Source organism: Martelella sp. FLE1502, from assembly GCF_053484255.1.
On the sequence record NZ_JBAKFQ010000009.1, the window covers coordinates 147,429 to 173,667 of the forward strand.

A 26,239-nucleotide genomic window follows, 5' to 3' on the forward strand; every position below is an offset into this window, starting at 1 on the left:
ACTCGATCTAAGACCGAGATTTTCATTCCTCAAACCCGCCTATCACATTTGTCGTCAGTTTGTCGACAACGCAATGGGCGGGCTTTTACAATCAAGAAAACCGTACCTGCCGCCAGCAGACGCCGGCCCCGGAACAACCCCGGGCCCTACCGGCCGGAGAACCGGTCGAAGCGCAGGTTTTCGAGGTTTACGGATGGCTTGAGCTGACCGGCCAGTTCCGCGACCAGCCGGCCCGTGGCCGCCGATTGGGTCAATCCGAGATGCCCGTGGCCGAAGGCGTAGAGCACGTTCGGCGCGGCCTTCGAGCGGTCGATCACCGGCAGGCAGTCGGGCATGGAGGGGCGGAAGCCCATCCACCGCTCGCCGCCCTCGGTCTCAAGCCCCGGCAGGAACCGTTTGGCAAGCGTCAACAGCGCATCGGCGCGCTTGAAATTGGCCGGCAGGTCGAGGCCGCCGAACTCCACCGCGCCGCCGACGCGAATTCCGGACGAGAGCGGCGTGACGACGAAGGAATGATCGTTGAAATAGAGCTGGCGCTTCAGCGGAAAGGCGGTCGCCGGCAAGGTGGTATTGTAGCCGCGCTCGGTATCGAGCGGCACCGCTTCGCCGAGGCTTTTCGCAAGCCGCTTCGACCACGCCCCGCAGGCTACCACGACGGTGCGCGCTTCAAGGGCACCACCATCGGCAAGGCGGATGCGCGCACCGGCCTCGGTCGGTTCGATGGCGGCGGCTTCTCCGATCGTGATCGTGGCGCCGTTCTCCCGCAGGCTTTCGGCGAGCGCGCGGGTAAAACCGGCGGGATCGGAAACCTGCAGCCCATCCTCGCTGTAGATCGCGTGTTCGAACTGCGGCGCGAGACCGGGCTGAAGCGTCTCGATTTCGCCGCGGCCGACGCGGTGGAACTCGAAGCCGGCCTCGCGCTTCCGCGCCCAGTCGGCCGCCGCGGCGGCAAAACTCTTCTCGCTATCATAGAGATCGAGCGTGCCGGTATTGACAATGAAGGACGCCAGGCGCGCGTCCTTGCGGACAGCTTCGTATTCGGCGACCGCCAGCCGCATCATCGCCGCCTGGACCTTGAGACCGCGCTCGAAATTCACCCTGGAGCTCGCCCGCCAGAAATGCCAGAGCCAGGGCGCCAGCCTTGCCGCATAGGCCGGGCGGATGGCAAGCGGCCCCAGCGGATCGAGCAGCCATCCGGGCGCTTTCCAGGTGATGCCGGGCGCGGGGATCGGCACGATCTCGGGAAAGGCGAGAATGCCGGCATTGCCGGCGCTGGCTCCTGCCGCAATCATGCTGCGCTCCAGGATCGTGACCCTGCGCCCGGCCTCCATGAGATAGCGCGCGGCCATGCAGCCGATAATGCCGCCGCCGATCACGACAACGTCTGCTTCAGTCTGGTCTTTCATCTTGTCCTCGTGATGTATTGGCTACAGCCGCAGGTCATGGGCTCACCCCAGCGACAGCGCGCGCGCCTGTTCGGCCTCCCGCGCCAGATACTCCTGAATCTGGCGCACGATCTGCCCGGCATGGGCCACCGCCAGCCGGTCGGCCGTTTCGGTATCGCCTGCCTCAATCGCCGCGATGATATCCTCGTGTTCGTTGACATACTGGCGCGGAAGCCGGTCCTCGAAGGTGGAATAGTAGAGCCTGAGAACACGCCGTCCCTCATCGAGCAACCGCGAGAAGAAACCGGTATAATAGGCATTGCCGGCGAGCTCTGCGATCGCGACGTGGAACTCGCGATTGGCCTCGATCATGGCAAAGGCGTCCTGCGCTTCCACGGCGGCGACGAACTCGCCCTGTCGCCCGCGGATGTTCACCATCTCCGCGCGGTCATGTGGCCCACGCGCGGCCGCGCCCCTTGTGCTGATCCGGTACATCAGCGTCAGCGCCTCGAAATAATGCGGCATGTCGGCGAAGTTGATGGCGGAAACGATGGTGTTGCGGTTGGGCAGCGTGGTCACCAGCGCATCGCTTGCAAGCCTGAGCAGCGCCTCGCGCACCGGCGTGCGCGACATGCCGAAGCGTTCCGAAAGCCGGACCTCGTCAAGCGGACTGCCCGGCATCAGCTCCATCGCCAGAATTTCCCGGCGCAGCGTCTCGTAGACCTTTTGGGTACCGGATCCGCGCGTTTTCGCCTTCACCGTCTCTTCCACTGCCGCCATCACTGCCTCTGCTGTTTTTGTTCCGCTCTTCCTGGACGCGCGCTCGAATCATCCGCTTGCGCCGATGACCCACAACAGGCACGACCTGACAACGCCCTGCGGGTTACCAGCATAGAACGCCGCGGGTCGGTTGTCGACAAAATGTATTCAGAAATTCTGCGTTATCGCTCGATCATTTCAATCGTCGGCGTCGCTCTCGGGTTCGATCGTCGCGCTATAGGCGGCCATGGCCGCCATGTTGACGATGTCGGCATCGCGCGCGCCAAGCGAGACGATCTGCACCGGCTTTTCCAGCCCGACGAGGAGCGGGCCGATGACGGTGGAGCCCCCGAGTTCCTGCAGCATCTTGGTCGCGATCGAGGCGGAGTGGAAGGCCGGCATGATCAGAACATTGGCCGGGCCGGTGAGGCGGCAGAACGGATATTGCCGCATCCGCTCCGCGTTCAGCGCCACATCGGCCGCCATTTCGCCGTCATACTCGAAATCGACCCGGCGCTCGTCGAGAATGCGCACCGCATCGCGCACCTGGCGCGAGCGTTCGCCGGGCGGCTGACCGAAGGTCGAATAGGCGAGCATGGCGATGCGCGGCTCGTAACCCATATGGCGGGCCATTGACGCCGCTTCCTGAGCGATATCGGCAAGCTCCTCGGCATCCGGCGTATCGTGCACGGCAGTGTCGGCCACGAGCACGGTGCGGCCGTGGCAGAGCGCCAGCGACAGGCCGATGACGCAATGGCCGGGTCGGGCGTCGATCACCCGGCGGACATCGGAAAGCGCTGTCGAATAGTTGCGCGTCACCCCGGTCACCATCCCGTCGGCATCGCCGAGCGCCACCATGGTGGCGGCGAAGTGGTTGCGGTCGTTGTTGATCAGCCGCTGGCAATCGCGGAACAGAAAGCCGTCGCGCTGCAGCCGCTTGTAGAGATGGGCGGTATAATCGGCATTGCGGTGCGATAGGCTCGCATTGATCAGTTCGATGCCCGGCCGGTCGATTTCGGCGCCGGCATCGCGCGCGGCCTTGCGCACCAGATCCTCGCGCCCAAGCAGGATGGCCGTACCGAGCTTCTGGTTCACGAAGGAGATCGCGGCGCGGATCATCTGCTCTTCCTCACCCTCGGTGAAGACGATCCGCTTCGGTTGCTGGCGGACCCGGGCATAGACGCGTTGCATCGTCGAGGCGATCGGATCGCGCCTTGCGGAGAGCTCCCGCTCGTATTTCTCGAAATCGTCGATCTCGCGCCGCGCGACCCCCGACTCCATCGCGGCCTTGGCGACCGCAACCGGAATGGCGGAGATCAGGCGCGGATCGAACGGCACCGGGATGATGTATCCCGGACCGTATTTCGGCCGGTTGCCGGCATAGGCGGCGGCAACGTCATCCGGCACATCCTCACGCGCGAGTGCGGCCAGCGCCCGGGCGGCGGCGGCTTTCATCGCCTCGTTGATCTCGGTCGCGCGCACATCGAGCGCGCCTCTGAAAATGTAGGGAAAGCCCAGTACATTGTTGACCTGGTTGGGATAGTCCGACCGGCCCGTCGCCATGATCGCGTCGGAGCGTACCGCGGCAACCGCTTCCGGCGCTATTTCCGGATCGGGGTTGGCCATGGCGAAGATGATCGGGTTTTCCGCCATGCTGGCCACCATCTCCGGGGTCAGCGCACCCTTGACGGAGAGGCCGAGGAACACGTCGGCACCATCGATTGCGTCGGCCAGCGAGCGCCGGTCGGTGCTGACGGCATGGGCCGATTTCCACTGGTTCATACCCTCGGCCCGCCCCTCATAGACAACGCCCTTGCTGTCGCAGAGGATGATGTTTTCATGGGAGGCGCCCATCACCTTCAAAAGTTCGATACAGGCGATGGCGGCAGCGCCCGCGCCATTGCAGACGATCCGCGTCGTCTTGAAATCACGGCCGGTCAGGTGCAGCGCGTTGATCAACCCCGCGGCGGCGATGATCGCCGTGCCGTGCTGGTCGTCGTGGAAGACCGGAATATCCATCGCCTCGCGCAGACGTTGCTCGATGATGAAGCAGTCCGGCGCCCGGATATCCTCGAGATTGATGCCGCCGAAGGACGGGCCGAGCAGCTTCACGCAATTGACGAAGGCATCGATATCGGTCGTATCGACCTCGAGATCGATCGAGTCGATATCGGCGAAACACTTGAACAGCGCCGCCTTGCCTTCCATCACCGGCTTGGAGGCGAGCGCGCCGAGATTGCCGAGCCCCAGGATCGCGGTCCCGTTGGAAATGACGGCGACCATATTGCCGCGCGTGGTGTAGTCGAAGGCCTTGTCCGGATCCCCGGCAATCGCCTTGACCGGCACGGCGACGCCCGGCGAATAGGCAAGCGAAAGGTCGCGCTGTGTCGCCATCGGCTTCGACGGGTTGATCTCCAGCTTGCCGGGGCGACCGCGCGCGTGGAAGTCGAGCGCCTCCTGTTCCGCCGGCTTGAGGTGGCCGCTCGGTTTTTCACGATCGTCAGCGCTTCGGTCCATGCTCGGTCACCTTTGAAATCTTGCGGAAGAGGGCGATGGACAGAAACGGTTAGGCAAGGGCGAACAAATTGTCAACGAATGTGAAACAGCAAAAGACTTTGTCAGTTTCGGAAACAGGACCCCCGCAGAATGTGGACCCATGAGACATGGCGGAGCGTATATCCTGCGATACGTCGATAGGCTGCAGGTGGCCATCAATCCGAACTTCAGCCCGACGGAAAGACGTGCAGGGTAGCTGCGGCGAAAGGGCGCTGAAGGCGCATGGGGCGCGGCGAAGGCCGCCTGATTAAAAGATGAGTTTTTTTATCTTGATTTAGATTTCTCCCACTTCTAAACAGCGGTCCAACAGCATCAAAGCATGACGGGACCGGATATGATTTTTGCGCAGAGACTTGGCCTTGCGAGCTGCTTCTTCACGATTTTGGCGTCGGGTCCGGCGCTGGCCGCCTCGACATCCTATCCGCTTGAGATCGAGAATTGCGGTGAAACGGTCGTGTTCGAGAAAGCGCCGGAAAACGCCGTGGCGCTCGGTCAAAACAGCGCGGAAATCATGCTGCTGCTTGGCCTTGAAGACCGGATGGCCGCCACCGCCTTCTGGCCCAACGATGTTTTGCCCGAACTGGCGGAGGCCAATGACAAGGTTGAGACGCTCACCGTCGAATTCCCGACGCTTGAAGCGGTTCTGCAGCAGCAGCCGGATTTCGTCGCAGCCATGCTGACGACGCTGATGGGTCCCGACAGCCGGGTTGCCAAGCGCGGCGATTTCGAAGACCTCGGCATCCCGACCTACCTTTCTCCCAGCGCCTGCTCCACATCTCTCGATACGGGCGATGCCTATGGCAGCCGCGACCAGCTCTGGAACATGGACCTGCTCTACAAGGAAATCGACGATCTTGCCCGGATTTTCGACGTTCAGGATCGCGGCGAAGCGGTGATTGCCGACTTCAAGGCGCGCGAGGCGGCGCTGCGCGAAACCTTCCCGCAGAATGAAGACCTGACCTTCCTGTTCTGGTTTTCCAGCGCGTCGGCGGCCGACGACGCCTATCTCGGCGGCGGCAACGGCCCTTCCGGTTTCATCGCCGATCTCCTGGGCGGCCGCAACGCTCTCGATACCAAGGCGGAATGGCCCACACTCAACTGGGAAGGCATCATGGCCGCCGATCCAACCGTGATCGTCGCCACCCAAGTCGACCGCAATCGCTGGGATCTCGACAAGGCGGAAAACAAGATCGAATTCCTTGAAAACGATCCGACGGTGAGCCAGATGGACGCCGTCCAGAATGGACGGATCGTGGTGATGAGCGGCGCGGCGATGAACCCGAGCATCCGCACGCTTTACGGGGCTGAAGAAATCGCCAAGCAGATCAAGGCATTCGACAGCGCCGAATGAGGGCGGTCACGGACATGAGCGCCGGTATGCGGCTTTTTCTGCTTCTGGGCATTTCCGCGCTTGTGCTTGTCACGGCGATCGCGGCGGCAACCGCGATCGGCGAATATAACATCCCGGTCAGAACCGTTTTCCTGACGGTCACCAACGAATTCGGTCTGACGAACGCGGATGTGCCGAAGATCGAGGCGAGCGTGGTCTGGAACCTCAGGCTGAGCCGCAGCCTCGTCGCAGCACTGTGCGGCGCGGGGCTGGCGATCTGCGGGGCGATCCTGCAGGCCCTGTTGCGCAATGCGCTGGCCGAGCCCTTCGTGCTCGGCGTCTCCGCCGGCGCCTCGACCGGCGCGGTCGCCGTCCTGGTTCTGGGTATCGGAGCCGGCGCCGTGTCACTGTCGCTCGGCGCTTTTGTCGGCGCTTTCGCCGCCTTTGCTGTGGTCGCCCTGCTTTCCAACGGCGCAACCAGCGGCCCCAACCACACCATTCTTGCCGGCGTCGCGGCGTCGCAGCTTTTCAATGCGCTGACGGCCTATATCGTCACAACCTCTGCCAGCGCCCAGCAAGCGCGCGGCGTTATGTTCTGGATGCTCGGCAGTTTCGGCGGGGTGCGCTGGCCGCAATTCCACCTTCTGGTCATCGTGCTGGTGCTCTGCCTTGCGATCTGTTTTGTGATGGCCCGCGCGCTTGATGCCTTCACTTTCGGCGATGAAGATGCCGCAGCGCTTGGCATCCCGGTCGCCCGCACCCGGCTGATCCTGTTTGGCGTGACCGCGCTGATGACGGCAACCATCGTCAGCCAGGTCGGCGCCATCGGTTTCGTCGGCCTCGTCGTGCCGCATGCCGCGCGTTATGTCGTGGGCCCGGTGCATATGCGCCTTTTGCCGGCCGCAGCCATTCTCGGTGCAGTCTTCATGGTGGTCGCCGACATTGCCTCGCGCGTCATCGTCGCGCAGCAGACCGTGCCGATCGGCGTCGTCACCGCGCTGGTCGGCGTCCCGTTCTTCGCCATCATCCTCTATCGCGCGAGGCCACAGACATGAGCGTTGTCGCCAGAAATCTCTGCTGGGGCGTGAAACGGAAGGCTATCGTCAAGGATGTAAGCCTTGATGTGCGCGTTGGCGAAACGCTGGGCCTGATCGGACCGAATGGCTCGGGAAAATCCTCGCTGCTGAGATTGCTCGCGGGGCTGAAGCGGCCGGTCAGCGGCACGGTGGAAATTCAGGGCCGCAACATCGCCAACGTGCCGCGCCGCGAGCTGGCGCGCAACGTCGCCTTCGTCCAGCAAAGTGCTGCAACCGAAACCAGCGTCAGCGTGCGCGATGTGGTGCGGCTCGGGCGCACGCCGCACCGCTCGGCGCTTTCCGGCTGGCGCGCCAGCGATCAGGAGGCGGTGGACGGAGCCCTGCAGCAGGTGGGCATGACCCGCCTTCAGGACCAGTCCTGGCAGACACTTTCCGGCGGCGAACGGCAGCGCGTCCACATCGCCCGCGCGCTGGCGCAAAGCCCCGAGGTGCTGTTCCTCGATGAACCCACCAACCATCTCGACATTCATCACCAGATCGAGATCCTGCAGACCGTGCGGCAGCTGGACCTCACCAGCATCGTGGCGCTCCACGACCTCAACCTTGCAGCGATGTTCTGCGATCGGATCATCGTGATGAAGGATGGCGCGCTGGTCGCCTCTGGCCCGCCCCAAACCGTTCTGACGGAGGAGCTGATCGCAAGGGTCTTTCGCGTCGCCGCCGCCGTCAGCATCGCCGCGGACCATGGACAACCGCAGATCCATTTCCGGACCGGGCCATCCCGACAGGTCGCGCCGTCAACCTGATCTGATCCTCAAGACCTTTTTGGGCAGCTTATCCATGAGGGGACGACATTGCGGGGCAGGTCAGCCTTCTGCGAAACACACATGGAATTGCTTTGCGCAAGAAAACGGCACTGTCGCCTTTCTTCAAGACATGCCCTGTCGACGCGTCGTAATGATGGCTTGCATACATCCTATTCGAGGTAGCTGTAATGATCTTCCGTTATACGATTTTGTACGTCGAGGACGTGCCGGCGTCTGTGGACTTCTTCGAAAAGGCGTTCGGCCTTGAGCGCGCCTTTCTCCACGAAAGCGGCGACTATGGCGAACTGGCGACCGGCGCCACAAAGCTCGCCTTTTCCTCGAAGGCGCTGATGCGTCAGCTTGGCAAGAACCCGGCCGATCCAAGGCCCGATGCACCAACCTTTGAAATCGCCTTCGAAACGGATGACGTCGCCGGCGCGCTGCAAAGGGCGGTCGATGCCGGGGCCACCCTCATTCAGGAGCTGCGCGATGAGCCATGGGGGCAGACGACCTCCTATGTCGCCGATCCGAATGGTTACCTGATCGAGATATGCTCGGCGGTGAAGCCCACGCCATGATGAACGAGATTGTCGAGCAGTTGAAAACCGTGATCCTCTCGGTCGAGCCGAATGCGGCCTTCATCGAAAAGTATGGCGGCATCGTCGTCGAGAGCGTTCCCGGACACTCCGGATCGCAGTTCTGCGGCGTCTTTGCTCACGCACATCAGGTGTCTCTGGAATTCAGCCGCGGCGCGCAACTTGCCGATCCGGACCGGATTCTGGAAGGCAGCGGCAAACATCGACGTCACATCAAGCTCGCAAGCCTTTCCGACATCGCGGAAAAACGATGCGAGCCTTTCCTACGACAGGCCAGCAGGCTCCAGAACGTCTGACCAGTTGCCCAGGCCGGGTTGGGCCAGATCGTTCATCGCGGCCGGAGTGCGGCGCAATTGAGCGGGCGTTCGTCCGAACCAACGGCGGAACTCGCGCGTCATATGCGCCTGATCGCTGTAGCCATAGTCCAGCGCGATATCCGGCAGCGGCGCGGGCGACGACAATGCCTGCACCGCCCGTCTGGCCCGCCCAAGCTGCCGCCAGAAGGCCGGCGGGGGAAGCGACAGGCTCTTGAAGTGACGCTGAAGGGTGCGCTCCGAGACGCCTTGTTGCCTGGCCAGGCGCTCGATGCCACCGCCCGGCCGGTTGAGCGCATTAATGATCTCGGCAATCTCGCGATCATGCCTTGCCGCATCCGCGATTGCCGCATCCAGATCGGAAAGATCACGGCCCACGATCGCAAGATCGTCGAGGCGGATGGTGGTACCGGGTTGCAGCCGATAGCCGATTAGAGAGGTTCCCGCAGTGAGCTTCACCTGCCTTGGCGCAAAGTCCCAATCGGTGACGCCGACGCTGGCAGTGCCGCCGCGGCACGAGACAAGAATATCGACGCACCCGTCCGGCAATACGAGCGACACCTCGTCAGCCTTGGCGGCGTAGGTCCAGCGCAGAACGCGCGGAGAGATTTCACGGGAAGAACGGTCCATCAAACTAGCATACATCAAAGGCGGTCATTGTTGACCAGATCGGACCGTTTTTTCTCTGCCGACACGCGTCCTGAGAGACCTTATGCGGCCGCCAGTTCTTGGCGGATAATCGCGGCGCCGGCGCTCAGCGCTTCAAGCTTGCCGCGGGCAACGTTGCGCGCAAGCGGCGTCATGCCGCAATTGGTGCAGGGATAGAGCTTGTCGGCATCGACAAACTGAAGCGCCTTGCGCAGGGTCGCGGCGACCTCCTCCGGCGTTTCGATGGCGTTGGTCGCCACGTCGATCGCCCCGACCATCACCTTCTTGCCGCGGATCAGTTCGATCAGCTCCATCGGCACATGCGAGTTGTGGCATTCTAGCGAGACCAGATCGATATTGGAGGCCTGAAGCTTCGGGAAGGTTTCCTCGTATTGCCGCCATTCCGAACCCAGCGTCTTCTTCCAGTCGGTATTGGCCTTGATGCCATAGCCATAGCAGATATGGACCGCAGTCTCGCATTCCAGCCCTTCGATCGCTCTTTCCAGCGTGGCGATGCCCCAGTCATTCACCTCCTCGAAGAACACGTTGAAGGCAGGCTCGTCGAACTGGATAATGTCCACGCCGGCCGCTTCCAGCTCGCGCGCTTCCTGATTGAGGATTTTGGCGAACTCCCAGGCGAGTTTTTCGCGGCTCCGGTAATGGGCGTCATAAAGCGTGTCGATCATCGTCATCGGGCCGGGCAGCGCCCATTTGATCGGACCATCGGTCAGGCTGCGCAGGAATTTCGCATCCTCGACGAAGACCGGCTTTTGGCGCGAGACAGCGCCGACGACGGTCGGGACGCTGGCGTCATAGCGGTTCCTGATCCTCACGGTCTCGCGTTTTTCGAAATCGACGCCATCGAGATGCTCGATGAAGGTCGTGACGAAATGCTGGCGCGTCTGTTCGCCATCACTGACAATGTCGATACCGGCGCGCTGTTGCTCGGCGAGCGTCAGCCGTAGCGCATCCTGTTTGCCCTCGGCAAGCTCATCGCCCTCGAGCTTCCAGGGGGACCAGAGCTTTTCCGGCTCTGCGATCCAGGCGGGCTTGGGCAGGCTGCCGGCGGTCGAGGTGGGGAGGAGTTTGTTCATGATCGCGACCTTGCGGGTTCTCGAATGGGTCAAAGGGCGTGTTGAGCGGACAAACGGCCCAGAAGGGATGCGTTCGGTTTGATGAAATGCTCTTCCGCAAACCTGCCTTGCTCGATGGCGAGCCGGGTCCGCTCCTCCCGGTCATAGACGATGCGGGTGAGCGAATGGTCGCTCTGCTTCAGGTTCGGTTTGTAGCATTGGCCCGCAACCGAGTTCGCGTTGTAAATCTCCGGCCGGTAGATCCGCTGGAACGTCTCCATCGTCGCGATGGTGCCGATCAATTCCAGATTGGTGTAGTCGTTGAGCAGGTCTCCGAAGAAGTAGAAGGCCAGCGGTGCTGTGCATTCAGGCGGCATGAAATAGCGTACCTGCAAACCCATCTTGCGGAAATACTGCTCGGTCAGCGACGGCTCGTTGGCCTCGTATTCAACGCCGAGCACGGGATGCCGGTTCGCGGTGCGGCGATAAATCTTGTTTTCCGAAACGCTGAGGCAGATCACCGGCGGCTTGCGGAAATGCGCCTTGTACGCCTGCGAATTCACGAAGCACTGGAAGAGCTTTCCGTGCAGCTCGCCAAAGTCGTCCGGCACGCTGAAACCCGCCCGGTCCCTGTTATGCGCGGGTAGACGGATGCTGAAATCATAATCGCGCACATAGGAGGAGAAGTTGTTCCCCACGATGCCTTCGATCCGCGCGCCGGTCCTGCGATCGAGGATCGTCGTCTTCAGCACCTCGATGGCCGGGAAAGTCTGTCCATTGCCGCCAATCTCCAGTTCGGCGGAAATGATGTCGAGCTCGACAGCGTAGCGGTCGCTCTCCGGATTGTCCCAATGCGCGAGATCGTTGCAGCGATTGTCGATCATGCGCAACGCGTTTCGCAGGTTCTCCTGCCGACGCTCGCCGCGCGCCAGGTTCGCGAAATTGGTGGTCGTCCGCGTGGAATCGGAGGGCTTGTAAGTTTCGTCAAAACGAATGGTCTTGATCGTAAAGGTGAGGTCATTGGTCATCGTGGTATCCTGGCTTTTCGAGAAAGCGCGCGCTGGCATTGATTGCGTTTTCGAGGCCTGTCGAGCCTGCCCGTCGGCAGTCTTCATGAGACGGCGGCTCAGGGAATGCGTGTTGTATGCCCGAGTTTTTCCATGATAAAAAATGATTATTTTTCAGAAAACCATGACACGTCGTCATGTTGAGGCGATCCGTTTCGGAGCCGCAGCCCGATGACCGCCTGGGCGCGAAAAACGACCGGACGCCGCCGGCCCTCCAGCGATGGCTCAGATTTGAACGGCCTCGGCCAATCCCATGAAACCATCCATGTAGGCGGCCCGGTTACCCTTGCGGTGGCCGAGATGGATGGATTTGGCGATGCCTTCGCCGATCCGCACGCCCGTCACGCCCCTGGCTTCACGCAGAAGCCAGTCGGGCGTGGCGCTGACGGCGCGGCCGGATGCCACCAGCCGCAGCATCAGATCGGTCGTCTCCACCGCGCGGTGGCGGCGCGGCAGGGCATGGGCGGGCACGAGAAAGCGGGTAAAAATATCGAGCCGTTCGCGCGAGACCGGATAGGTGATCAGGGTTTCGCCCGCCAGATCCTCCGGCTCGATCCGTTGTTTTTGCGCCAGGGGATGATTCTCGGCCACCGCCAGAACCAGTTCGTAATCAAACACAGGTCTGTATTCGAGGCCCGCGCGTTCGATGGGATCGGGGGTGACGAGTATGTCGATCTCGTGGCTGAGAAGCGCTGCCAGCCCGCCGAACTGAAAAGCCGTGGTCACATCCAGCTCGACATCCGGCCATTCCGCCAGAAACGGATCCACCACCCGCATCAGCCAGTCCTGGCAGGGATGGCACTCCATCCCCACCCGGATCGCGCCGCGCCGACCGCGGGCATAATCCTCGATCACCGAGGCGCCATGTTCCAGTTGCGGCAGAACCCGTTGAGCAAGGCCCAGAAGATAGTCTCCCGCCAGCGTGAGACGCAGCTTGTGCCCCTCACGCTCCCACAGCTTGACGCCGTAGCGGTCCTCGAAACGGCGAATCGCGTGGCTGACGGCCGATTGCGTCAGGTTCAACTGCTCGGCTGCCTGGGTCAGGCTGCCGGTCCGGTCAATCTCGCGCAGGATGGCGAGGGGCTGGATGTCGATCATGGAGCATGATCTCCTGTCATGAACATGGATATTCTATCGAAGCCACGTCATGATAGACAGTTGGTTCCATCCAACCAAGAGCCCATAGCAGCCCTGCTCAGCCGATGCGATGAAGGAAGATGATATTGTCCTTCACCAGCGCGGTCTGGCCATCCGGCCCCTTTGCCGCGCGCTCGATCTGGCAGACGCAGTCTCTCCGCCAGTCATGGGCGGCAAGATCCATCGCCCGAAACGTCTCCTCGGCAGTGGGCGGCGGCGTCTCATTCGATGACCATGACCACGGCGCGTATGAGCCATGCTCGACGATCAGCAGATGTCCGCCCGGCCTGACGGCACTGGCGGCGCGGGCCAGGACCTTGGTGCGCGGCCAGTCATGCGGGGAATGCAGAAAGCTCGCCGTCACCAGATCGTAACTGCCCTCGGGGAAGGAAACGGCGAGATCATGCGCTTCGAAGCGCATGCGGTCCGCAACGCCGGCGCGGCGCGCATTCTCCGCGGCATATTCCAGCGCGACGGAGGATATGTCGACGGCCGTCACCTGAAAGCCCCGCCCGGCGAGCCAGACGGCATCGTCGCCCTTGGCGCAGCCAAGCTCCAGCGCCGCGCCGGGCGACAGCGGTCCGGCAAACTGGGCCAGCGCCATTCCCGGCTTTCCGGATGAGGTCGGCGCGGCCCTGGAATAGAGATCGTTCCAGAATTCATCCTGTGCGGCCGACTTCATCACGATGCCCTCTCATTCTGCGGTCTCAGATCGGGGTCGAAGATCAGCGAGCGATGGGCAGCGCCGCCGGCCATCACGCCCGCCGCTGCTGCCAGCGTCGCGTTCGGCATCGGGCTTGCGAGATCGCCGGCGGCAAAGACGCCGGCAACCGTCGTCGCCTGCATCTGGTCGACGGCGACATAGGGCCCGGTCGGTCCGTCCTTCATGTCGCAGCCCAGTTGCACCGCAATGTCACTGGACGGCGCGGTCTGCGGCGCGAGGAACAGGCCCGCCAGCGGAACCGTCCGCTCGTCTTCAAGCCGCACTGCTTCAAGCGCCGGACTGGTTCCGATGAGTTCCGCCACCGGCGTTTCTTCGATCTGAACGCCACGGCTCTTCAGCGATTGCACCTGCTCGTCTGTCGCTCGGAAAGCCGTGCCGGTAAACAGCGTGGTCTGCCCCCAGTCTGGCAGCAGCATCGCCTGATGGAAAGCCATCTCGTCGCGGGCCAGCACGCCCACGGGCTGCCGGTCGAGCTCATAACCATGGCAATAGGGGCAATGCAGCACGCTTGCGCCCCAGCGCTCGGCAAGGCCGGGGATATCCGGCAGGGTATCGCGCACGCCATGGGCAAGGACGATCCGCCGCGCGGTGACCTCTCCGCCGCCGGCCAGAGACACGCGGAAACCTTCGCCCGCACGCCGGGCTGACACGGCCGCCTCGTCGCGAAAACGAACGGTCGGATAGGCGCTCAGTTCCTCGCGCAACCGCGCTTTGATCGCGGCCGGGCTTTGCCCGTCCTGTCCCGGAAACCCGTGCGATGTCGCGGCAAAGCGGTTTCTGGGCATGCCGGTATCCAGCACCAGCACCGCCTTTCGCGCCCGCGCCAGCTGCATGGCGGCGGACATGCCGGCAAAACTGCCGCCGATAATGAGAACATCGTGATCCATCGCCTGCTCCTGTTTCGGCTTTAATGTATTTTTATGAGTTACATGAAACATCCGCCCGTGACAAGACATGAAACTTTCATTGTTGCATGATGGATGCTAGACAGGGACCAGCGAAACGCCAGGAGCCCATTTCATGCCGCGCGACCTCCGCCTCTCCCGCATGCTGCACGTGCTGATCCATCTCGACCGGCATGTCGAGCGCGCGACGTCTGACCAGATCGCCGGGATGATTTCGACCAACCCTGTCGTGGTGCGCCGGATGATGGCGGGCCTCAGGGACAAGGAAATCCTGATCTCGGAAAAGGGCCATGGCGGCGGCTGGCGACTGGCGCGGCCGTTGAGCGCGATATCGCTGCTGGATGTCTACGAAGCGATCGGCAGCCCGCCGCTGTTCAACATCGGCCCCGGCGCCGAACCCGCCGACTGTCTGGTGGAAAAGGCCGTAGATGCGCGGCTCGACCTTGCGATGCAGGAGGCTGAACGCCGGCTGCTACAGCAGTTCTCCGAAGTCTCGGTGGAAGACCTGGCGCAGGATTTCGAGCACCGGTTCGCCGCGCTTCAGGTCGAGGCGGGCGATCGGGAAGCGGCCTTTTCGCATATCAAGGGCTGACTGAAGCCCACACTCAGTCGGAAAGTCGGGGGGCGCTGACGAGAGCTACCCACCCGGAAACCATTTAGCTTGCGTCAAATTGGCAGGTTGCAATAAATTGCGGCTTCCATTCTTGTTTCGCCGAGCTTGTGCACGCTTCGGCGAAACAGCGCGATGATGGGGAGGCATTGGGTTTGCGGGGATTGAAGGCAGCGATGCGGGAACTGGCGGCGGCGCTGGCCGTGATCGCCGTCTTTGCGCTTGCCTTTGTCTATCAGCCCTACATGCCGGCCTTGACGCATCATGATGCCGGTTCGCTCCTGGCATCCTCCCAGAGCGTTGTCTGCGGCAGCGGGCCTGCCGACCACGGGACCGCAAGCCATGGCCCCTGCCATGCCTGCCGCCAGGATGCCGCCATCCTGCCGTCGCCGCCGGACGAGGCCGTTCCGGCCTATACCTGCCTTGTCGCGCATGTCTTCACGGTGAACGACCAGGCCCTGACGCTCGTCCTCCACACCGACCACTACAATCCGCGCGCGCCGCCGTTTGCCGTCTGACTTTTTGACGCGGGCTTCAACAGCCCAAAAAATCACGACAATTCCAAACGGAGTATTTTCCATGACCACGTTCATGACCCGTCTCGCATGGGCCAGCGCGATCAGCCTTGCCAGCCTTTCCGCCGCCAGTGCCCATATGACGCTTGAAACAGCGGAAGCGGCCGTCGGCGGCAGCTACAAGGCCGTCATCCGCGTTCCCCATGGCTGCGATGGCGCGGCGACCACCGAAATCCGCGTCAAGGTGCCGGAAGGCTTCTATAGCGTGAAGCCGATGCCGCATGCGGGCTGGCAGCTCGAAACCGTTACCGGCGCCTACGCCAATACCTATATGGACCACGGCAGGCCGGTCAGCGAAGGCGTGACCGAGGTGATCTGGACGGGCGGCGAACTGCCCGACGCCCATTACGATGAATTCGTCATGCGCGGCTCGCTCTCTTCCGATATCGCACCCGGCACGGCGCTCTACTTCCCCGCTGAGCAGCTCTGCGCCGATGGCAGCGCCAACCACTGGACCGCCACGGGCGAGGCCAGCGACGGCGAGCCCGCGCCAAAGCTCACCGTTACCGCTGCCCAGGTCGGCGACGACCATCACGGCCACGATGACGCCATGGCACCGGACCATGTGACGCTCGGCGATCTCGAAATCGACGGCGCCTTTGCCCGCGCCACCCTGCCCGGCGCGCCCGTCGGCGGCGGCTTCATGACGATTACCAATAATGGCGATGCCGACGACCGCCTGATCGCCGCCTCTTCCGATGCCGCCGGCGAATTGCAGCTTCACAACATGCGCATGGATGGCGAGGTAATGAAGATGTACCGGATGTCCGACGGCATTCCGGTTCCCGCTCATAAAACCGTCACGCTTTCGCCCGGCGGCATGCATGTGATGTTCATGCAGCTCAACGGGCCGCTGGTCGAAGACAGCGTCGTCGATGTCGAACTGACCTTCGAAAAGGCCGGCACCGTGACCGTGCCCTTCGCCGTGAGAAACATCGCCGCACAAGATGCCGGCCCTGACATACATGGCATGGATCATGGCGACATGAACGCCAACTGAGCTTCAGACCTGTCGCCGCCCCTCCACCGGGCGGCGATGTTGGTCAGCAGTGGTATCACGTTCTGGATCGCCTGCGGCAAGACGATGTGCCAGATGATTTTCCAGTAGGGAATGCCGAGCGCCTTGGCCGCCTCGATCTGCCCGTCACTCTGGAGCGAGTGCGCTATGGTTCCACGTCCATGCATGCCACAGTTCCGCGCTCAAGACGATTGCCGCGCCCTCTGGCGCGCAGAGCGCTCTGCCAAATCCGGATGCAAGCGCCGGCACCCAACCAAGATCGTCATGCGCGGTCGAAATAGCCGCTGAGGAAGGCGGTGCAGCGTTCCGATTGGGTATTGCCAAAAACCTCGTCGGGCGTGCCGTCCTCTTCGATAATTCCCTGATGCAGGAAGACCGTGCGGGACGAGACCTCGCGGGCAAAGCCCATTTCATGGGTGACGATGATCATGGTGCGGCCCTCGCCGGCAAGGTCGCGCATCACCTTCAGCACCTCGCCCACCAGTTCGGGGTCAAGCGCCGAGGTCGGCTCGTCGAAAAGCAGCGCGCGGGGCTTTTGCGCCAGAGCGCGGGCGATGGCGACGCGCTGCTGCTGCCCGCCGGAGAGCTCGTTGGGCCAGGCGTCCGCCTTTTCGGGCAGGCCCACCTTTTCGAGCAGCGCCAGCGCCTCGTCTCGGCATTCAGCCTTGTCGCGGCGCTGCACGATCAGCGGGGATTCAATCACGTTCTGCAACACGGTGCGGTGCGGCCAGAGATTGAAGTTCTGGAACACGAAGCCGAGTTCGCGGCGCATGGCGCGCACCGTGCGCATCTCGCCCCGGGTCAGCGCGCCGCCGCTGGGCGAAAGACGCGCCCGGCCGACCGAGATGACGCCGCTGTCGGGCGTCTCCAGCATCGGAATGCAGCGCAGCAGCGTGCTCTTGCCGGAGCCGCTGGCCCCGATCAGCGAGATGACGTCGCCATCATGCGCCGTCAGGTCGATGCCGCGAAGCACCTCGTTCTCGCCGAAACTCTTGTGAAGGCCCTCGACTGAAACCGCGGTAGGATGGGAAGTCATGGTCTTGCTCCGAATTGCCAGGGAGAGAGGGCGCGCTCGACGAGAGATGTCGCGCGGGTGATGATCAGCGACATCGCCAGGTAGATCAGCCCCGCGCAGATGAAGATCTCGACCGCGCGCCAGGTTTCCGCCACGGCCTCGCGGGCGATGCCGGTTACATCCATCAGGCTGATCATGCTGACCAGCGCGGTGGATTTCAGCATCGAGATGATCTCGTTGGAATAGGCCGGCAAGGCCTGCCTGACCGCAATCGGCAGCGTCACGCGGCGCAGGACCTGAAGGTCCGACATGCCGCTGACGCGTGCGGCTTCCTGCGTGCCCTTCGGCACGGCGCGCAGCCCGCCGCGCAGGATCTCCGACGTGTAGGCGGCGTCGTTGAGCATCAGCGCGATCAGGCCGCACCAATAGGGTTCGCGCAGCAATGGCCACAGAAAGCTCGCGCGGATGAACTCGAACTGCGCCAGGCCGAAATAGATCATGAAGAGCTGCACCAGCAGCGGCGTGCCGCGGAAGATGAAGACGTAGGTTCCCGCCACCGCGTTGCCGACCCGCGTGGTGCGCGCAAGGTTCAGCAGCAGGGCGAGAGCGAAGCCGCCCAACAGCGAGAAAAAGGCGAGATTGAGCGTCAGCGGCAGGCCGGACAGCAGCGCCTGGAAGAGGGAAACGAAATAGGAAAAATCCATCAGCGTGCCTCTCCGGAATAGCCGGCCATTGCGCGCCGTTCCAGCAGCCGGAACGCCTGGTCGGACAGGGTTGTGATGACCAGATAGATGACGGCCGCGGCGCTATAGAAAAGGAAATGCTCCTGCGTGGTGCCGGCGGCGATCGAGACCTGGCGCATGGTCTCCACCAATCCCGTGACCGAAACCAGCGCGCTTTCCTTGATGACGGACTGCCATTGATTGCCCATGCCCGGGATTGCCGTCACCATCGCCTGCGGCGCGGTCACGCGGCGGAAGAGCTGCCACCGCGTCATGCCCACGACGCGGCCGGCCTCCAGCGTGCCGACCGGCACGGCCTGGTAGGCCCCGCGCAGGACCTCGGACTGGGTGGCGCCCGAGATCAAGCCGATCGCCAGCATGCCGGCAACGAAGCCGCTGATATCGAACGGGCCTTCGAATCCGAGCGCGGTGCCCAGGAAGGCCACCACCTGGCGTCCGCCGAAGTAGAACAGGAAGATGACCAGCAGGTCGGGAACGCCGCGCAGAACCACCACATAGGTCTCGGCCAGCCGGCGCACCCAAACATTGCCCGAGATGCGCGCCCAAACGGTCAGCGTTCCCAAGACCGTGCCGAGCAAATAGGCCGCGATCGAAACGGCGAGGGTCATGAGACCGGCGCGCACAAGCACCGGCCCCCATCCCTCGGGGCTGAAGCCCAGGAGATAAAGGTCTGAAGTCATGCGCCCGTCAGTATTGCTGCGGGGTCACGACCAAACCGAACCACTTTTCGGACAGATCAGCCAGCGTGCCATCGGCCACAATGCTCTCCAGCCCGGCATTGAGCGCGTCGCGCAGCTCGGTATCGCCCTTCTGCACCACGAGGCCGGAACCGTTACCCATGATCCCGCCGCCAAAGGCCGGACCGGTCGCGGCGGCCTTGTCGGCATTCTTTTCGAGGAAGGCCGAGACATTGGTCAGCGAGGCGATGCCCGCGTCGATGCGTCCGACGCTGAGATCCTGGTAGACATCGGGGCCGTTCGGGTAGGTGCGCACCTTGACGCCGCGATCCTCGAGATACTCCTCAAGGAACTTGGACTGGATCGTTGCCTGCTGCACGCCGACCGTCTTGCCGGCGAGAACCTCGGCAACGGCGTCGATCGCGGGGCCGATGCTCTCGGGATTGTCGAGGCGCGCGGATTCGCCATCCATCGGCAATTCGATGCCGGACGATTTCATGACCACAAAGGTCGAGCCGCCGAGCGTATAGTTGTGGGTGAAGTCGACCACTTCCTGGCGGGCGGGCGTGATGCTGACGCCGTCGACGATAGCGTCGTACTTGCCGTCGATCAGGCCCTGGATCATGCCGTCCCCGGCCTGCGAGATCAGTTCGATCTTCAGGTTCTGGCGCTTGGCGATCTCGTTCACCATGTCGATCTCGAAGCCGTAGAGCTCACCATTGGGGCGGGTCATGTTGGAGGGAGGGAAGGAGCCTTCAGTGGCCATGACAATGGTCCGGTCGGTGACGTCGGCCTGGGCGCCGGCGGCGGCCAGAAGGGCGGCGGAAAGCGCGGCGCCGGCAAGGGCGCGTGTAATCTTGAACATCAATAGTCCTCTCTGTTGGTTTTCTGAATTTGGAACCGCTCAGGCGAGCAGCTCGGTGGCCATGCGGGTCAGAACGATAGCGCTGTCCGCGATGCAACTTTCATTGGGCTGGTAGTCGGAGTTATGGACGCGGTCGTTGCGGCCGGGGGTCTGCGCGCCGACATGGATCTGGATCGAAGGCATGCGCTCGCTGAAAAGCGAAAAGTCTTCTGCCCCGAAACTCGGCTCCTCGGACGCGAGCGGGGCTACGCCAAACTGGGCCTCAAGCGCGGCGGCGGCGCGGTCGACCATGGCGTCGTCGTTGATCAGGGCCGGCACGCCGCGCACATAATCGATCTCGGCTTCGAGATTCATGGCCGCAGCCGCATTGGTGCAGATCCGGCGGAAGGAGTCTTCCACGCGATCGCGCGATTCGGCGCTGCGGCAGCGCGCGGTGCCTTCGAATGTGCAGCTGTCGGGAATGATGTTCTGCGTCTCGCCGCCAATGATATGGCCGATGGTCAAAACGGCCGACTGCGCCGGGTTCATCTCGCGCGAGATGATGGTCTGAAGCTGGGCGATGACATGGGCCGCGCCGACGATCGGGTCGATCGCGGCATGGGGTCGTGCTGCATGGCCGGACTTGCCGCGAATTGTGACCTTGAACTCGTCGCTGGACGCCGTGCCGGCGCCGCGGTTCAGCCGCACCTTGCCCGCCTCCAGTTCGGGGCGGTTGTGGAAGGCGATGGCCATGTCCGCCCCCTCGCCCGCGCCATCAGCCAGCATCGCGGCGGCGCCGCTTTCCAGCGTTTCCTCGGCAGGCTGGAACACCAGACGGACAGTGCCGCGCAGCTTCGGCGCCAGTTCTTTCAACGCATGGGCCGCTCCCAGAAGGGCGGAGGTATGCAGGTCGTGGCCGCAGGCATGCATCTTGCCGGCCACGGTCGAGGCATAGGGCAGGCCGGTCATCTCCTGGATCGGCAGGGCATCCATATCCGCGCGCAGGATCAGGCAAGGCCCTGGCGCGCCGCCCTCGATCTCGGCCACGACGCCGGTGCGCCCGACCCCGGTCTTCGGCTCGAGCCCGATGGCGCGCAATTCCTCGGCAACCTTTTCGGCGGTGCGCACGGTGTCGAAGCCTGTCTCGGGGTGCGCGTGAATATCGCGCCGGATCTCGATCATCCGCGCCTCGACCTTTCGGACGAGCGCTTCGATCTCGGGTCCGGGGTCGTTCGAAATCTTGTTCATTTGTATCCTTCCGCCCATGCGGAGACCGCCTCTCCAACACGGGGCATTGGGTATTTCAGGTTCGGGTGCGGAACCCTATTTACCGCAATGTTGTACGAATGTATAGTAACGGAAACAAATTAGCGACCAGCCAGTTCCCGGCGCGTTGTTTCCCGGGGCGGTTCGGTCTGAAAAATGAATAAAAGAATGACTTGGTTGCCGCCACGAAAGCCCCCAAAGCTGTCGCACAGGCATCAAAAGGCAGGAGGACATCAAGGTGACAAGGCGGAGCTACCAACGTCTGGGCGTGGATGCGCGGCGCAGCGCACTCCTCGAGGCAACGCTGGATTGTCTGGCCGAAGACGGTATGGGCGGGGCCAGCGTTCGCAAAATCGCGGATCGCGCGGGCGTCTCGGCGGGACTGATCCGGCACTACTATGCGTCCAAGGACGAAATGGTCCATGAAGCCTACGCCTACCTGATGGACAATCTGACGGGGGCCGCGGCGGGTTCCGCCCATGCGGCGTCCGAAGGGCCGGCGCAGGCGCTCGCGCATTTCATCGCGGCCAATGTCACGCAACCGAACCTTTCCGCGCGCAAGGTTTCGCTGTGGGCGACGTTCATCGGGCGCGTCCGCTCAAGCCAGCGCTACGCCGATATCCACCGCGAAAGCTACCGGGAGTTCCTCGACCTGCTTGAGGAACTGATCCACCCCGTCCTGGTGCAGCATGGTCTGCCTGCCGACCCGGCGGCCTGCCACGGCTACGCCATTGCCCTCAACGGGCTGATCGACGGGCTCTGGCTGGAGGGCTCGCTCGGGCACGGGCTTTACGACCCCGCGCGACTGCCGGGCATAGCGCTGGCCGCCGCCGAAGGCATCCTGCGCCTGCCCGACAATACACTGGTGCGCGCCGTCGCGCCCTGAAGACAAGGAAAATACATGCACTACGCTTCAATTACCCGCAGGCTCAGGGATCTGGGCGGCGATAAATGGGCCGTTCACAACGCCGCCCGCGACCGCAATGCGCAAGGCGAAGCGATCATCATGCTGACCATAGGCGAGCCGGACATTCCGACCGACCCCGATCTGGTCGAGATCTGCGCCCGGTCGATGCGCCAGGGCCGCACCCGCTATTCCAACGGCCGCGGTGAAACCGGGCTGGTGCAGGCGCTGGAGGCGACTTACGCCCCGCGGCTGCCCGGTATCGACCCTGAAAACATTCTGTGCTTTCCCGGCACCCAGACGGCGCTTTTCGCGGTGATGCTGGCGCTGGTCGAAGAGGGCGACGGCGTGCTGATCGGCGATCCCTACTACGCCACCTATGACGGCGTGGTCGAGGCGACCGGGGCCAAGGTGCAGCCCGTGCCGCTGAAGATGGAACACGGTTTCGTGCCGCAGCCCGGCGATCTCAGGGAGGCGATAACGCCGCAAAGCCGCGTGCTGCTCCTGAACACGCCGCACAATCCGAGTGGCTCGGTCATCGATCGCGACACCATGGAAGCCATCGGCGAGATCGCGATCGCGCATGATCTCTGGATCGTCTGCGATGAAGTGTATGAATCCCTGATCTTCACGGGCGAATTCTGCTCTCCGCTGGAATTTGCGGCGCTGCGCGAGCGGACCATCGTCGTCTCATCGATCTCGAAAAGCCACGCCGCCACGGGCTTTCGCAGCGGCTGGGCCGTGGGTCCGGTCGAGGCGATGCGTCTTGTGCTTCCGATCTCCGAAACCATGCTGTTCGGCAATCAGCCCTTCATCGCGGACATGACCGAAGCGGCGCTGACGGGGGATTACGATACCGCCGCGCGCCAGCGCGAGGCGCTGTCCCGTCGTGCCCGCGCCTGTCAGGCAGCCTTCGACGCCGCCGAAGGGCTGTCGTCATTCGCCCCGCAGGGCGGCATGTTCATGATGGTCGATGTCTCCAAGACCGGCCTTGGCGGAGAGGCCTTCGCCTGGCGGCTACTGGAAGAGGAAGCCGTGGCGGTGATGCCCGGCGAAAGCTTCGGCACCGAAGCCGGGCATCTCATCCGTCTCGGGCTGACGCTGCCGGATGAAGAGCTGGCCGAGGCCGTGCGGCGCATCGCGGCGCTGGCGACCCGGCTCTGCGCGGCGCGGGCCAAGGCCGCAACCGCCTGAATCAAGAAGGGCCGGCGCCTGACGCGCCGGCCCTCTTCAAACGTCCCGCCGAGCCCTGCTCAGTCCCGATAATCCGGGGCGATCCGCTCCAGCAGGCGCAGATGCGCAGCCCATTCGAGGGCGACGTCGTCTTCCTCGCCCATCGAGCTTTCATACTGTTTCGCCACATGGTCGGCGATATCGGCGGGCACCGCGCGCAGTTTCTGCCCCATGGAGAGCGTGGCGACCTGGATCTCGCAGGCCCGCTCCATATAGAACATCGTGTTGAACATCGAGGCGGCCGTGGGTCCGGTTGCCACAAGACCATGGTTGCGCAGCACCAGCACGGTGTTATCGCCGAGGCTCGCCACCAGCCGGTCGCGCTCGGCGAGGTCCAGCGAAATGCCCTCGTAATCGTGGTACGAGATACGGTTGTGGAACTGCAATGCGATCTGGTTGAGCGGCAGCAGCCCCTCCTCCAGCGTCGACACCGCCACGCCCGCGCGGGTGTGGGTGTGCATGATCCAGGCGGCATCGTGGCTGGCGCGGTGAATGGCCGAGTGGATGGTGAAGCCCGCAGGGTTCACGGGATGGGGGCTGTCGCCGACCTTGTTGCCGTCCACATCGATCTTGACCAGCGATGTGGCTGTGATCTCCTCCCAGGACAGGCCATAGGGATTGATCAAGAAATGGCCTTCCTCGCCCGGAACGCGGGCGGTGATATGGGTATAGATCAGATCGGTGAAGCGGTAGTGCCAGGCCAGCCGGTAGCAGGCCGCAAGGTCACAGCGCGCCTGCCACTCGGCCTCGCTCATGCCCGCGGGGGCGGGTTGGGTCGCTTTACTCATTGCGCTCTCCTTCATCGGGTCAGTAGCCGCGCGCGCGTTCAACGCCGAGGCTGAGGGGAATGCCGTCGCGCAGTTCGCGAGCGGTTGCCACGATCTGCTCGCCAACCACCTCTGGCATCGAATCGCTGGCGATATGGGGCGTGATTCGCAGGCGCGAATCCCGCCAGAACGGGTGATCTTCGGACAGCGGCTCCTGGCGGAAGACATCGAGCGTGGCCCCGGCAAGCTGCCCCTCATCCAGCGCCCGCGCGAGGTCGGCCTCGACCAGATGCTCGCCCCGGCCGATCTGGATCAGCCAGCTCTTCTTTGCCATGGCCGCAAACAGTGTTCCGTTCAGCACGTTCTCGGTGGCCGGGGTGAGCGGCAGGGCGTTGATCACGAAATGCGCGCCCGAGGCCGCGGCGATGACGCCATCCGAACCGCTGAAATACCGCACGCCCTCGATCGGCTCTGCAGGCGCGGTGCGGCAAGCAACGCGCAGGCTGAACCCCAGCGCGCGCAGCGCATCCGTAACCGCCGCGCCCATCGTGCCATTGCCCAGCACCGCAATGACCGTATCTTCCGGCGGGCGCATCGGCAGCGGCGCCCAGCGGGCCGCGTCCGCCGAGCGCGCGAGCTCGGAAAAACCGCGCGAGACATGCAGCACCTCATGGGCGGCATAGCCCGCCATCAACGCCGCCTGATGCGGATCGCGCACCCGCGCAATTGCGACCTCCGGCCCGATCCCCGGATTATCGAGCAGGTCATTGACGCCGGCGCCGATCGACATGGCCAGTTTGAGGTTGGGATAGGCCTTCAAGCTCTCGGCCGTAGGCAGCCAGCAGACGGCGAATTTGATCCGCTCGGGGTCTGAAACCTGTTCGGGGCGGTGCAGCACCACCTCCTGCCCGACCGCAGCGACAGCGGCGCCATAAAGACCTTCAAGATCAAGCGTGGGGCTGAGGTAGACGCCGTGGATTGGCGAAGATCCGGTCATCAGATGTCCTCTTCTTGAGAGTAATTTCGACCGTTATTGCACGTTCGTATAGTACCACGCAACCTCAGGCGCGAGCGAGACAGCAAATCAAAAACCGAAGCCACGAGACCCGGGATCGGCTTGCATCCTCAGACCGATCAATGATGGGCGCGGGGCCCGCTCATGCCGTCAATCCATGTGGAAGACCGACGTCAGGTCTCTCGACAGCGGTTCGTTTCGGTCATTGGTCGCCATGATGTCGGCCATGTGGGCCCACCATTTCCGCATCACCGGATGATCGGGAAGCGCAGCCATTGTATGGTCCGAACGGCGGCGAAGGACGGCGAACAGCGTGTTCGTCTCTTCATCCAGAAAGATCGAATAATCGCTGACGCCGGCATCTTGCAGAAGATCGACAAGTTCCGGCCAGATTTCATCATGGCGGCGTCTGTATTCCGCTGCCATGCCCGGATTGAGCATCATCTTGAATGCATGCTGTTCCTGGCCGCTCATATCCTTTTCTCCTGGATCTTGCGGTAGACGATCGGCAGGGCGATGACGAAGATCAGTAGCGCGCCGATGAAGATCGAGATGACGATGCCGGGAATGTTCAACAGCCCGAGGCCGAAGGTCGCAAGGCCCATGATGAAGGCGGCGATGACGACGCCCTGGATCGTGCCCGAGCCGCCGAGGATCGAGACCCCGCCCAGCACCACCATGGTCACCACTTCCAGCTCCCAGCCAAGCGCGATCGAGGGGCGCGTGGAGGCAAGGCGGGAGGTCAAAAGCACCGACCCGACGCCGGCCATCACGCCTGTCAGTCAGAACAGAATGAACTTAACCCACTCCCCCCTGACGCCGGAAAAGCGCGCGGCGACAGCATTGTTGCCAATCACGAAGACATGACGCCCGAAATTGGTCTTGTGCAGCAGAACGAAAAAAGCACCGCCAGGACGAGGAACAGCACGAATTCAAAGGAGACCACCCACCAGACATAGCCCTGACCGAAGAAATCGAAGCCTGCGGGATAGCCTTTGAACACCTGATCGCCGAGCACGATATAGGAAATTCCGCGAAAGAAGCTCATCGTACCGATGGTCGTCTACCGCTTCGAGGACAGCCGATCCGGCGAATGCGTCGCCCGCCACTTGAATGGCTACCGCGGCATTTTGGCAATACCTTTTACCATCTGACCTTGAGGCCGAGATTGCCGCCATAGTGAACCGCTCCGGGTTTGCCGGAGGCTTGGTTTCAATAGTTACGCGGCTTGGACT

Annotated in this window: 28 protein-coding genes and 1 pseudogene; 10 read left to right on the top strand and 19 right to left on the bottom strand. The window is 63.2% G+C overall.

Annotation, left to right across the window (positions count from 1 at the left end; all coding sequences use genetic code 11):
- Window positions 1–146: 146 nt before the first annotated feature.
- From V6767_RS10280 to V6767_RS10290, 3 genes are all read right to left on the bottom strand, one after another.
- Entirely contained in the window at window positions 147–1,406 is a 1,260-nt protein-coding gene (locus tag V6767_RS10280) for an NAD(P)/FAD-dependent oxidoreductase (protein WP_448473398.1), read from the bottom strand.
- A gap of 42 nt (window positions 1,407–1,448) precedes the next feature.
- Complete coding sequence (locus V6767_RS10285; protein WP_448473399.1) at window positions 1,449–2,165, bottom strand: GntR family transcriptional regulator; 717 nt, start codon at window positions 2,163–2,165, stop codon at window positions 1,449–1,451.
- Window positions 2,166–2,342: 177 nt separating this feature from the next.
- The gene (locus tag V6767_RS10290) at window positions 2,343–4,661 is read right to left on the bottom strand and encodes an NADP-dependent malic enzyme (protein WP_448473400.1); all 2,319 of its coding nucleotides are present in this window, start codon (window positions 4,659–4,661) and stop codon (window positions 2,343–2,345) included.
- A gap of 373 nt (window positions 4,662–5,034) precedes the next feature.
- Here V6767_RS10290 and V6767_RS10295 point away from each other — a divergent pair, with 373 nt between their 5' ends.
- The 5 genes from V6767_RS10295 (at window position 5,035) to V6767_RS10315 (ending at window position 8,765) form a co-directional block, all read left to right on the top strand.
- A complete protein-coding gene (locus V6767_RS10295; RefSeq protein ID WP_448473401.1) occupies window positions 5,035–6,051 on the top strand; it encodes an ABC transporter substrate-binding protein in 1,017 nt (338 codons plus the stop codon).
- A 14-nt stretch (window positions 6,052–6,065) separates the two neighbouring features.
- Window positions 6,066–7,085, top strand: coding sequence for a FecCD family ABC transporter permease (locus tag V6767_RS10300; RefSeq protein WP_448473402.1), 1,020 nt, complete (start codon window positions 6,066–6,068; stop codon window positions 7,083–7,085).
- Complete coding sequence (locus V6767_RS10305) at window positions 7,082–7,873, top strand: ABC transporter ATP-binding protein (RefSeq protein WP_448473403.1); 792 nt, start codon at window positions 7,082–7,084, stop codon at window positions 7,871–7,873. Before V6767_RS10300 ends, V6767_RS10305 begins: the two co-directional genes overlap by 4 nt.
- 188 nt (window positions 7,874–8,061) lie before the next feature.
- Window positions 8,062–8,451 carry a VOC family protein gene (locus tag V6767_RS10310; protein ID WP_448473404.1) on the top strand — a complete coding sequence of 130 codons (390 nt, stop codon included), beginning with the start codon at window positions 8,062–8,064 and terminating at the stop codon, window positions 8,449–8,451.
- The gene (locus tag V6767_RS10315) at window positions 8,448–8,765 is read left to right on the top strand and encodes a DUF1801 domain-containing protein (protein WP_448473405.1); all 318 of its coding nucleotides are present in this window, start codon (window positions 8,448–8,450) and stop codon (window positions 8,763–8,765) included. The genes V6767_RS10310 and V6767_RS10315 overlap by 4 nt, the downstream gene beginning before the upstream one ends.
- Here V6767_RS10315 and V6767_RS10320 read toward each other — a convergent pair.
- The 6 genes from V6767_RS10320 to V6767_RS10345 form a co-directional block, all read right to left on the bottom strand.
- Window positions 8,733–9,413, bottom strand: coding sequence for a helix-turn-helix domain-containing protein (locus V6767_RS10320; RefSeq protein ID WP_448473406.1), 681 nt, complete (start codon window positions 9,411–9,413; stop codon window positions 8,733–8,735). The genes V6767_RS10315 and V6767_RS10320 overlap by 33 nt on opposite strands.
- Window positions 9,414–9,493: 80 nt before the next feature.
- Window positions 9,494–10,525 (bottom strand): methionine synthase, encoded by a 1,032-nt coding sequence (locus V6767_RS10325; RefSeq protein WP_448473407.1) that lies wholly within the window; start codon window positions 10,523–10,525, stop codon window positions 9,494–9,496.
- Window positions 10,526–10,554: 29 nt separating this feature from the next.
- The gene (locus V6767_RS10330) at window positions 10,555–11,532 is read right to left on the bottom strand and encodes a DUF1852 domain-containing protein (protein WP_448473408.1); all 978 of its coding nucleotides are present in this window, start codon (window positions 11,530–11,532) and stop codon (window positions 10,555–10,557) included.
- A gap of 264 nt (window positions 11,533–11,796) precedes the next feature.
- Window positions 11,797–12,669, bottom strand: a complete 873-nt coding sequence (locus V6767_RS10335; RefSeq protein ID WP_448473409.1) for a LysR family transcriptional regulator — start codon at window positions 12,667–12,669, stop codon at window positions 11,797–11,799.
- Window positions 12,670–12,766: 97 nt separating this feature from the next.
- Window positions 12,767–13,390, bottom strand: a complete 624-nt coding sequence (locus V6767_RS10340) for a class I SAM-dependent methyltransferase (protein WP_448473410.1) — start codon at window positions 13,388–13,390, stop codon at window positions 12,767–12,769.
- The gene (locus V6767_RS10345) at window positions 13,390–14,319 is read right to left on the bottom strand and encodes an NAD(P)/FAD-dependent oxidoreductase (protein WP_448473411.1); all 930 of its coding nucleotides are present in this window, start codon (window positions 14,317–14,319) and stop codon (window positions 13,390–13,392) included. Before V6767_RS10345 ends, V6767_RS10340 begins: the two co-directional genes overlap by 1 nt.
- A 133-nt stretch (window positions 14,320–14,452) precedes the next feature.
- Between V6767_RS10345 and V6767_RS10350 the strand changes: the two genes are divergently transcribed.
- From V6767_RS10350 to V6767_RS10360, 3 genes are all read left to right on the top strand, one after another.
- Window positions 14,453–14,929 carry an RrF2 family transcriptional regulator gene (locus tag V6767_RS10350; RefSeq protein WP_448473412.1) on the top strand — a complete coding sequence of 159 codons (477 nt, stop codon included), beginning with the start codon at window positions 14,453–14,455 and terminating at the stop codon, window positions 14,927–14,929.
- Between the two features lie 194 nt (window positions 14,930–15,123).
- Window positions 15,124–15,465, top strand: a complete 342-nt coding sequence (locus V6767_RS10355; RefSeq protein WP_448473413.1) for a hypothetical protein — start codon at window positions 15,124–15,126, stop codon at window positions 15,463–15,465.
- Window positions 15,466–15,526: 61 nt separating this feature from the next.
- The gene (locus V6767_RS10360; RefSeq protein ID WP_448473414.1) at window positions 15,527–16,522 is read left to right on the top strand and encodes a DUF1775 domain-containing protein; all 996 of its coding nucleotides are present in this window, start codon (window positions 15,527–15,529) and stop codon (window positions 16,520–16,522) included.
- Here the strand turns inward: V6767_RS10360 and V6767_RS10365 are convergent.
- From V6767_RS10365 to V6767_RS10390, 6 genes are all read right to left on the bottom strand, one after another.
- Entirely contained in the window at window positions 16,498–16,707 is a 210-nt protein-coding gene (locus tag V6767_RS10365; RefSeq protein ID WP_448473415.1) for an ABC transporter permease subunit, read from the bottom strand. The genes V6767_RS10360 and V6767_RS10365 overlap by 25 nt on opposite strands.
- A 95-nt stretch (window positions 16,708–16,802) precedes the next feature.
- On the bottom strand, window positions 16,803–17,576 hold the full coding sequence (locus V6767_RS10370) for an ABC transporter ATP-binding protein (RefSeq protein ID WP_448473416.1): 774 nt from the start codon (window positions 17,574–17,576) through the stop codon (window positions 16,803–16,805).
- Complete coding sequence (locus V6767_RS10375; protein WP_448473417.1) at window positions 17,573–18,259, bottom strand: ABC transporter permease; 687 nt, start codon at window positions 18,257–18,259, stop codon at window positions 17,573–17,575. The genes V6767_RS10370 and V6767_RS10375 overlap by 4 nt, the downstream gene beginning before the upstream one ends.
- Window positions 18,259–18,978 (bottom strand): ABC transporter permease, encoded by a 720-nt coding sequence (locus V6767_RS10380; RefSeq protein WP_448473418.1) that lies wholly within the window; start codon window positions 18,976–18,978, stop codon window positions 18,259–18,261. The genes V6767_RS10375 and V6767_RS10380 overlap by 1 nt, the downstream gene beginning before the upstream one ends.
- A gap of 7 nt (window positions 18,979–18,985) precedes the next feature.
- Window positions 18,986–19,840 carry an ABC transporter substrate-binding protein gene (locus tag V6767_RS10385; RefSeq protein WP_448473419.1) on the bottom strand — a complete coding sequence of 285 codons (855 nt, stop codon included), beginning with the start codon at window positions 19,838–19,840 and terminating at the stop codon, window positions 18,986–18,988.
- A gap of 39 nt (window positions 19,841–19,879) precedes the next feature.
- Window positions 19,880–21,067, bottom strand: coding sequence for a M20 metallopeptidase family protein (locus tag V6767_RS10390; RefSeq protein WP_448473420.1), 1,188 nt, complete (start codon window positions 21,065–21,067; stop codon window positions 19,880–19,882).
- 256 nt (window positions 21,068–21,323) lie between these two features.
- On the opposite strand from V6767_RS10390, the gene V6767_RS10395 reads away from it, so the two are divergent.
- Both V6767_RS10395 and V6767_RS10400 read left to right on the top strand, forming a co-directional pair.
- Window positions 21,324–21,971, top strand: a complete 648-nt coding sequence (locus V6767_RS10395; protein WP_448427624.1) for a TetR family transcriptional regulator C-terminal domain-containing protein — start codon at window positions 21,324–21,326, stop codon at window positions 21,969–21,971.
- Window positions 21,972–21,986: 15 nt separating this feature from the next.
- Complete coding sequence (locus tag V6767_RS10400; RefSeq protein ID WP_448473421.1) at window positions 21,987–23,183, top strand: pyridoxal phosphate-dependent aminotransferase; 1,197 nt, start codon at window positions 21,987–21,989, stop codon at window positions 23,181–23,183.
- A gap of 59 nt (window positions 23,184–23,242) precedes the next feature.
- On the opposite strand, the gene V6767_RS10405 is transcribed toward V6767_RS10400, so the two are convergent.
- The 4 genes and pseudogenes from V6767_RS10405 to V6767_RS10420 all read right to left on the bottom strand — a co-directional run.
- On the bottom strand, window positions 23,243–23,977 hold the full coding sequence (locus V6767_RS10405) for a class II aldolase/adducin family protein (protein ID WP_448473431.1): 735 nt from the start codon (window positions 23,975–23,977) through the stop codon (window positions 23,243–23,245).
- 52 nt (window positions 23,978–24,029) lie between these two features.
- Window positions 24,030–24,986 carry an NAD(P)-dependent oxidoreductase gene (locus tag V6767_RS10410; protein ID WP_448473422.1) on the bottom strand — a complete coding sequence of 319 codons (957 nt, stop codon included), beginning with the start codon at window positions 24,984–24,986 and terminating at the stop codon, window positions 24,030–24,032.
- Between the two features lie 168 nt (window positions 24,987–25,154).
- Window positions 25,155–25,478: an L-rhamnose mutarotase gene (gene rhaM / locus V6767_RS10415; protein ID WP_448473423.1), complete on the bottom strand. Its 324-nt coding sequence runs from the start codon at window positions 25,476–25,478 to the stop codon at window positions 25,155–25,157.
- Window positions 25,475–26,064 (bottom strand): annotated as a pseudogene (locus tag V6767_RS10420) (ABC transporter permease); the annotation flags it as partial. The pseudogene V6767_RS10420 and the gene rhaM, both read right to left, overlap by 4 nt.
- Window positions 26,065–26,239: the final 175 nt, after the last annotated feature.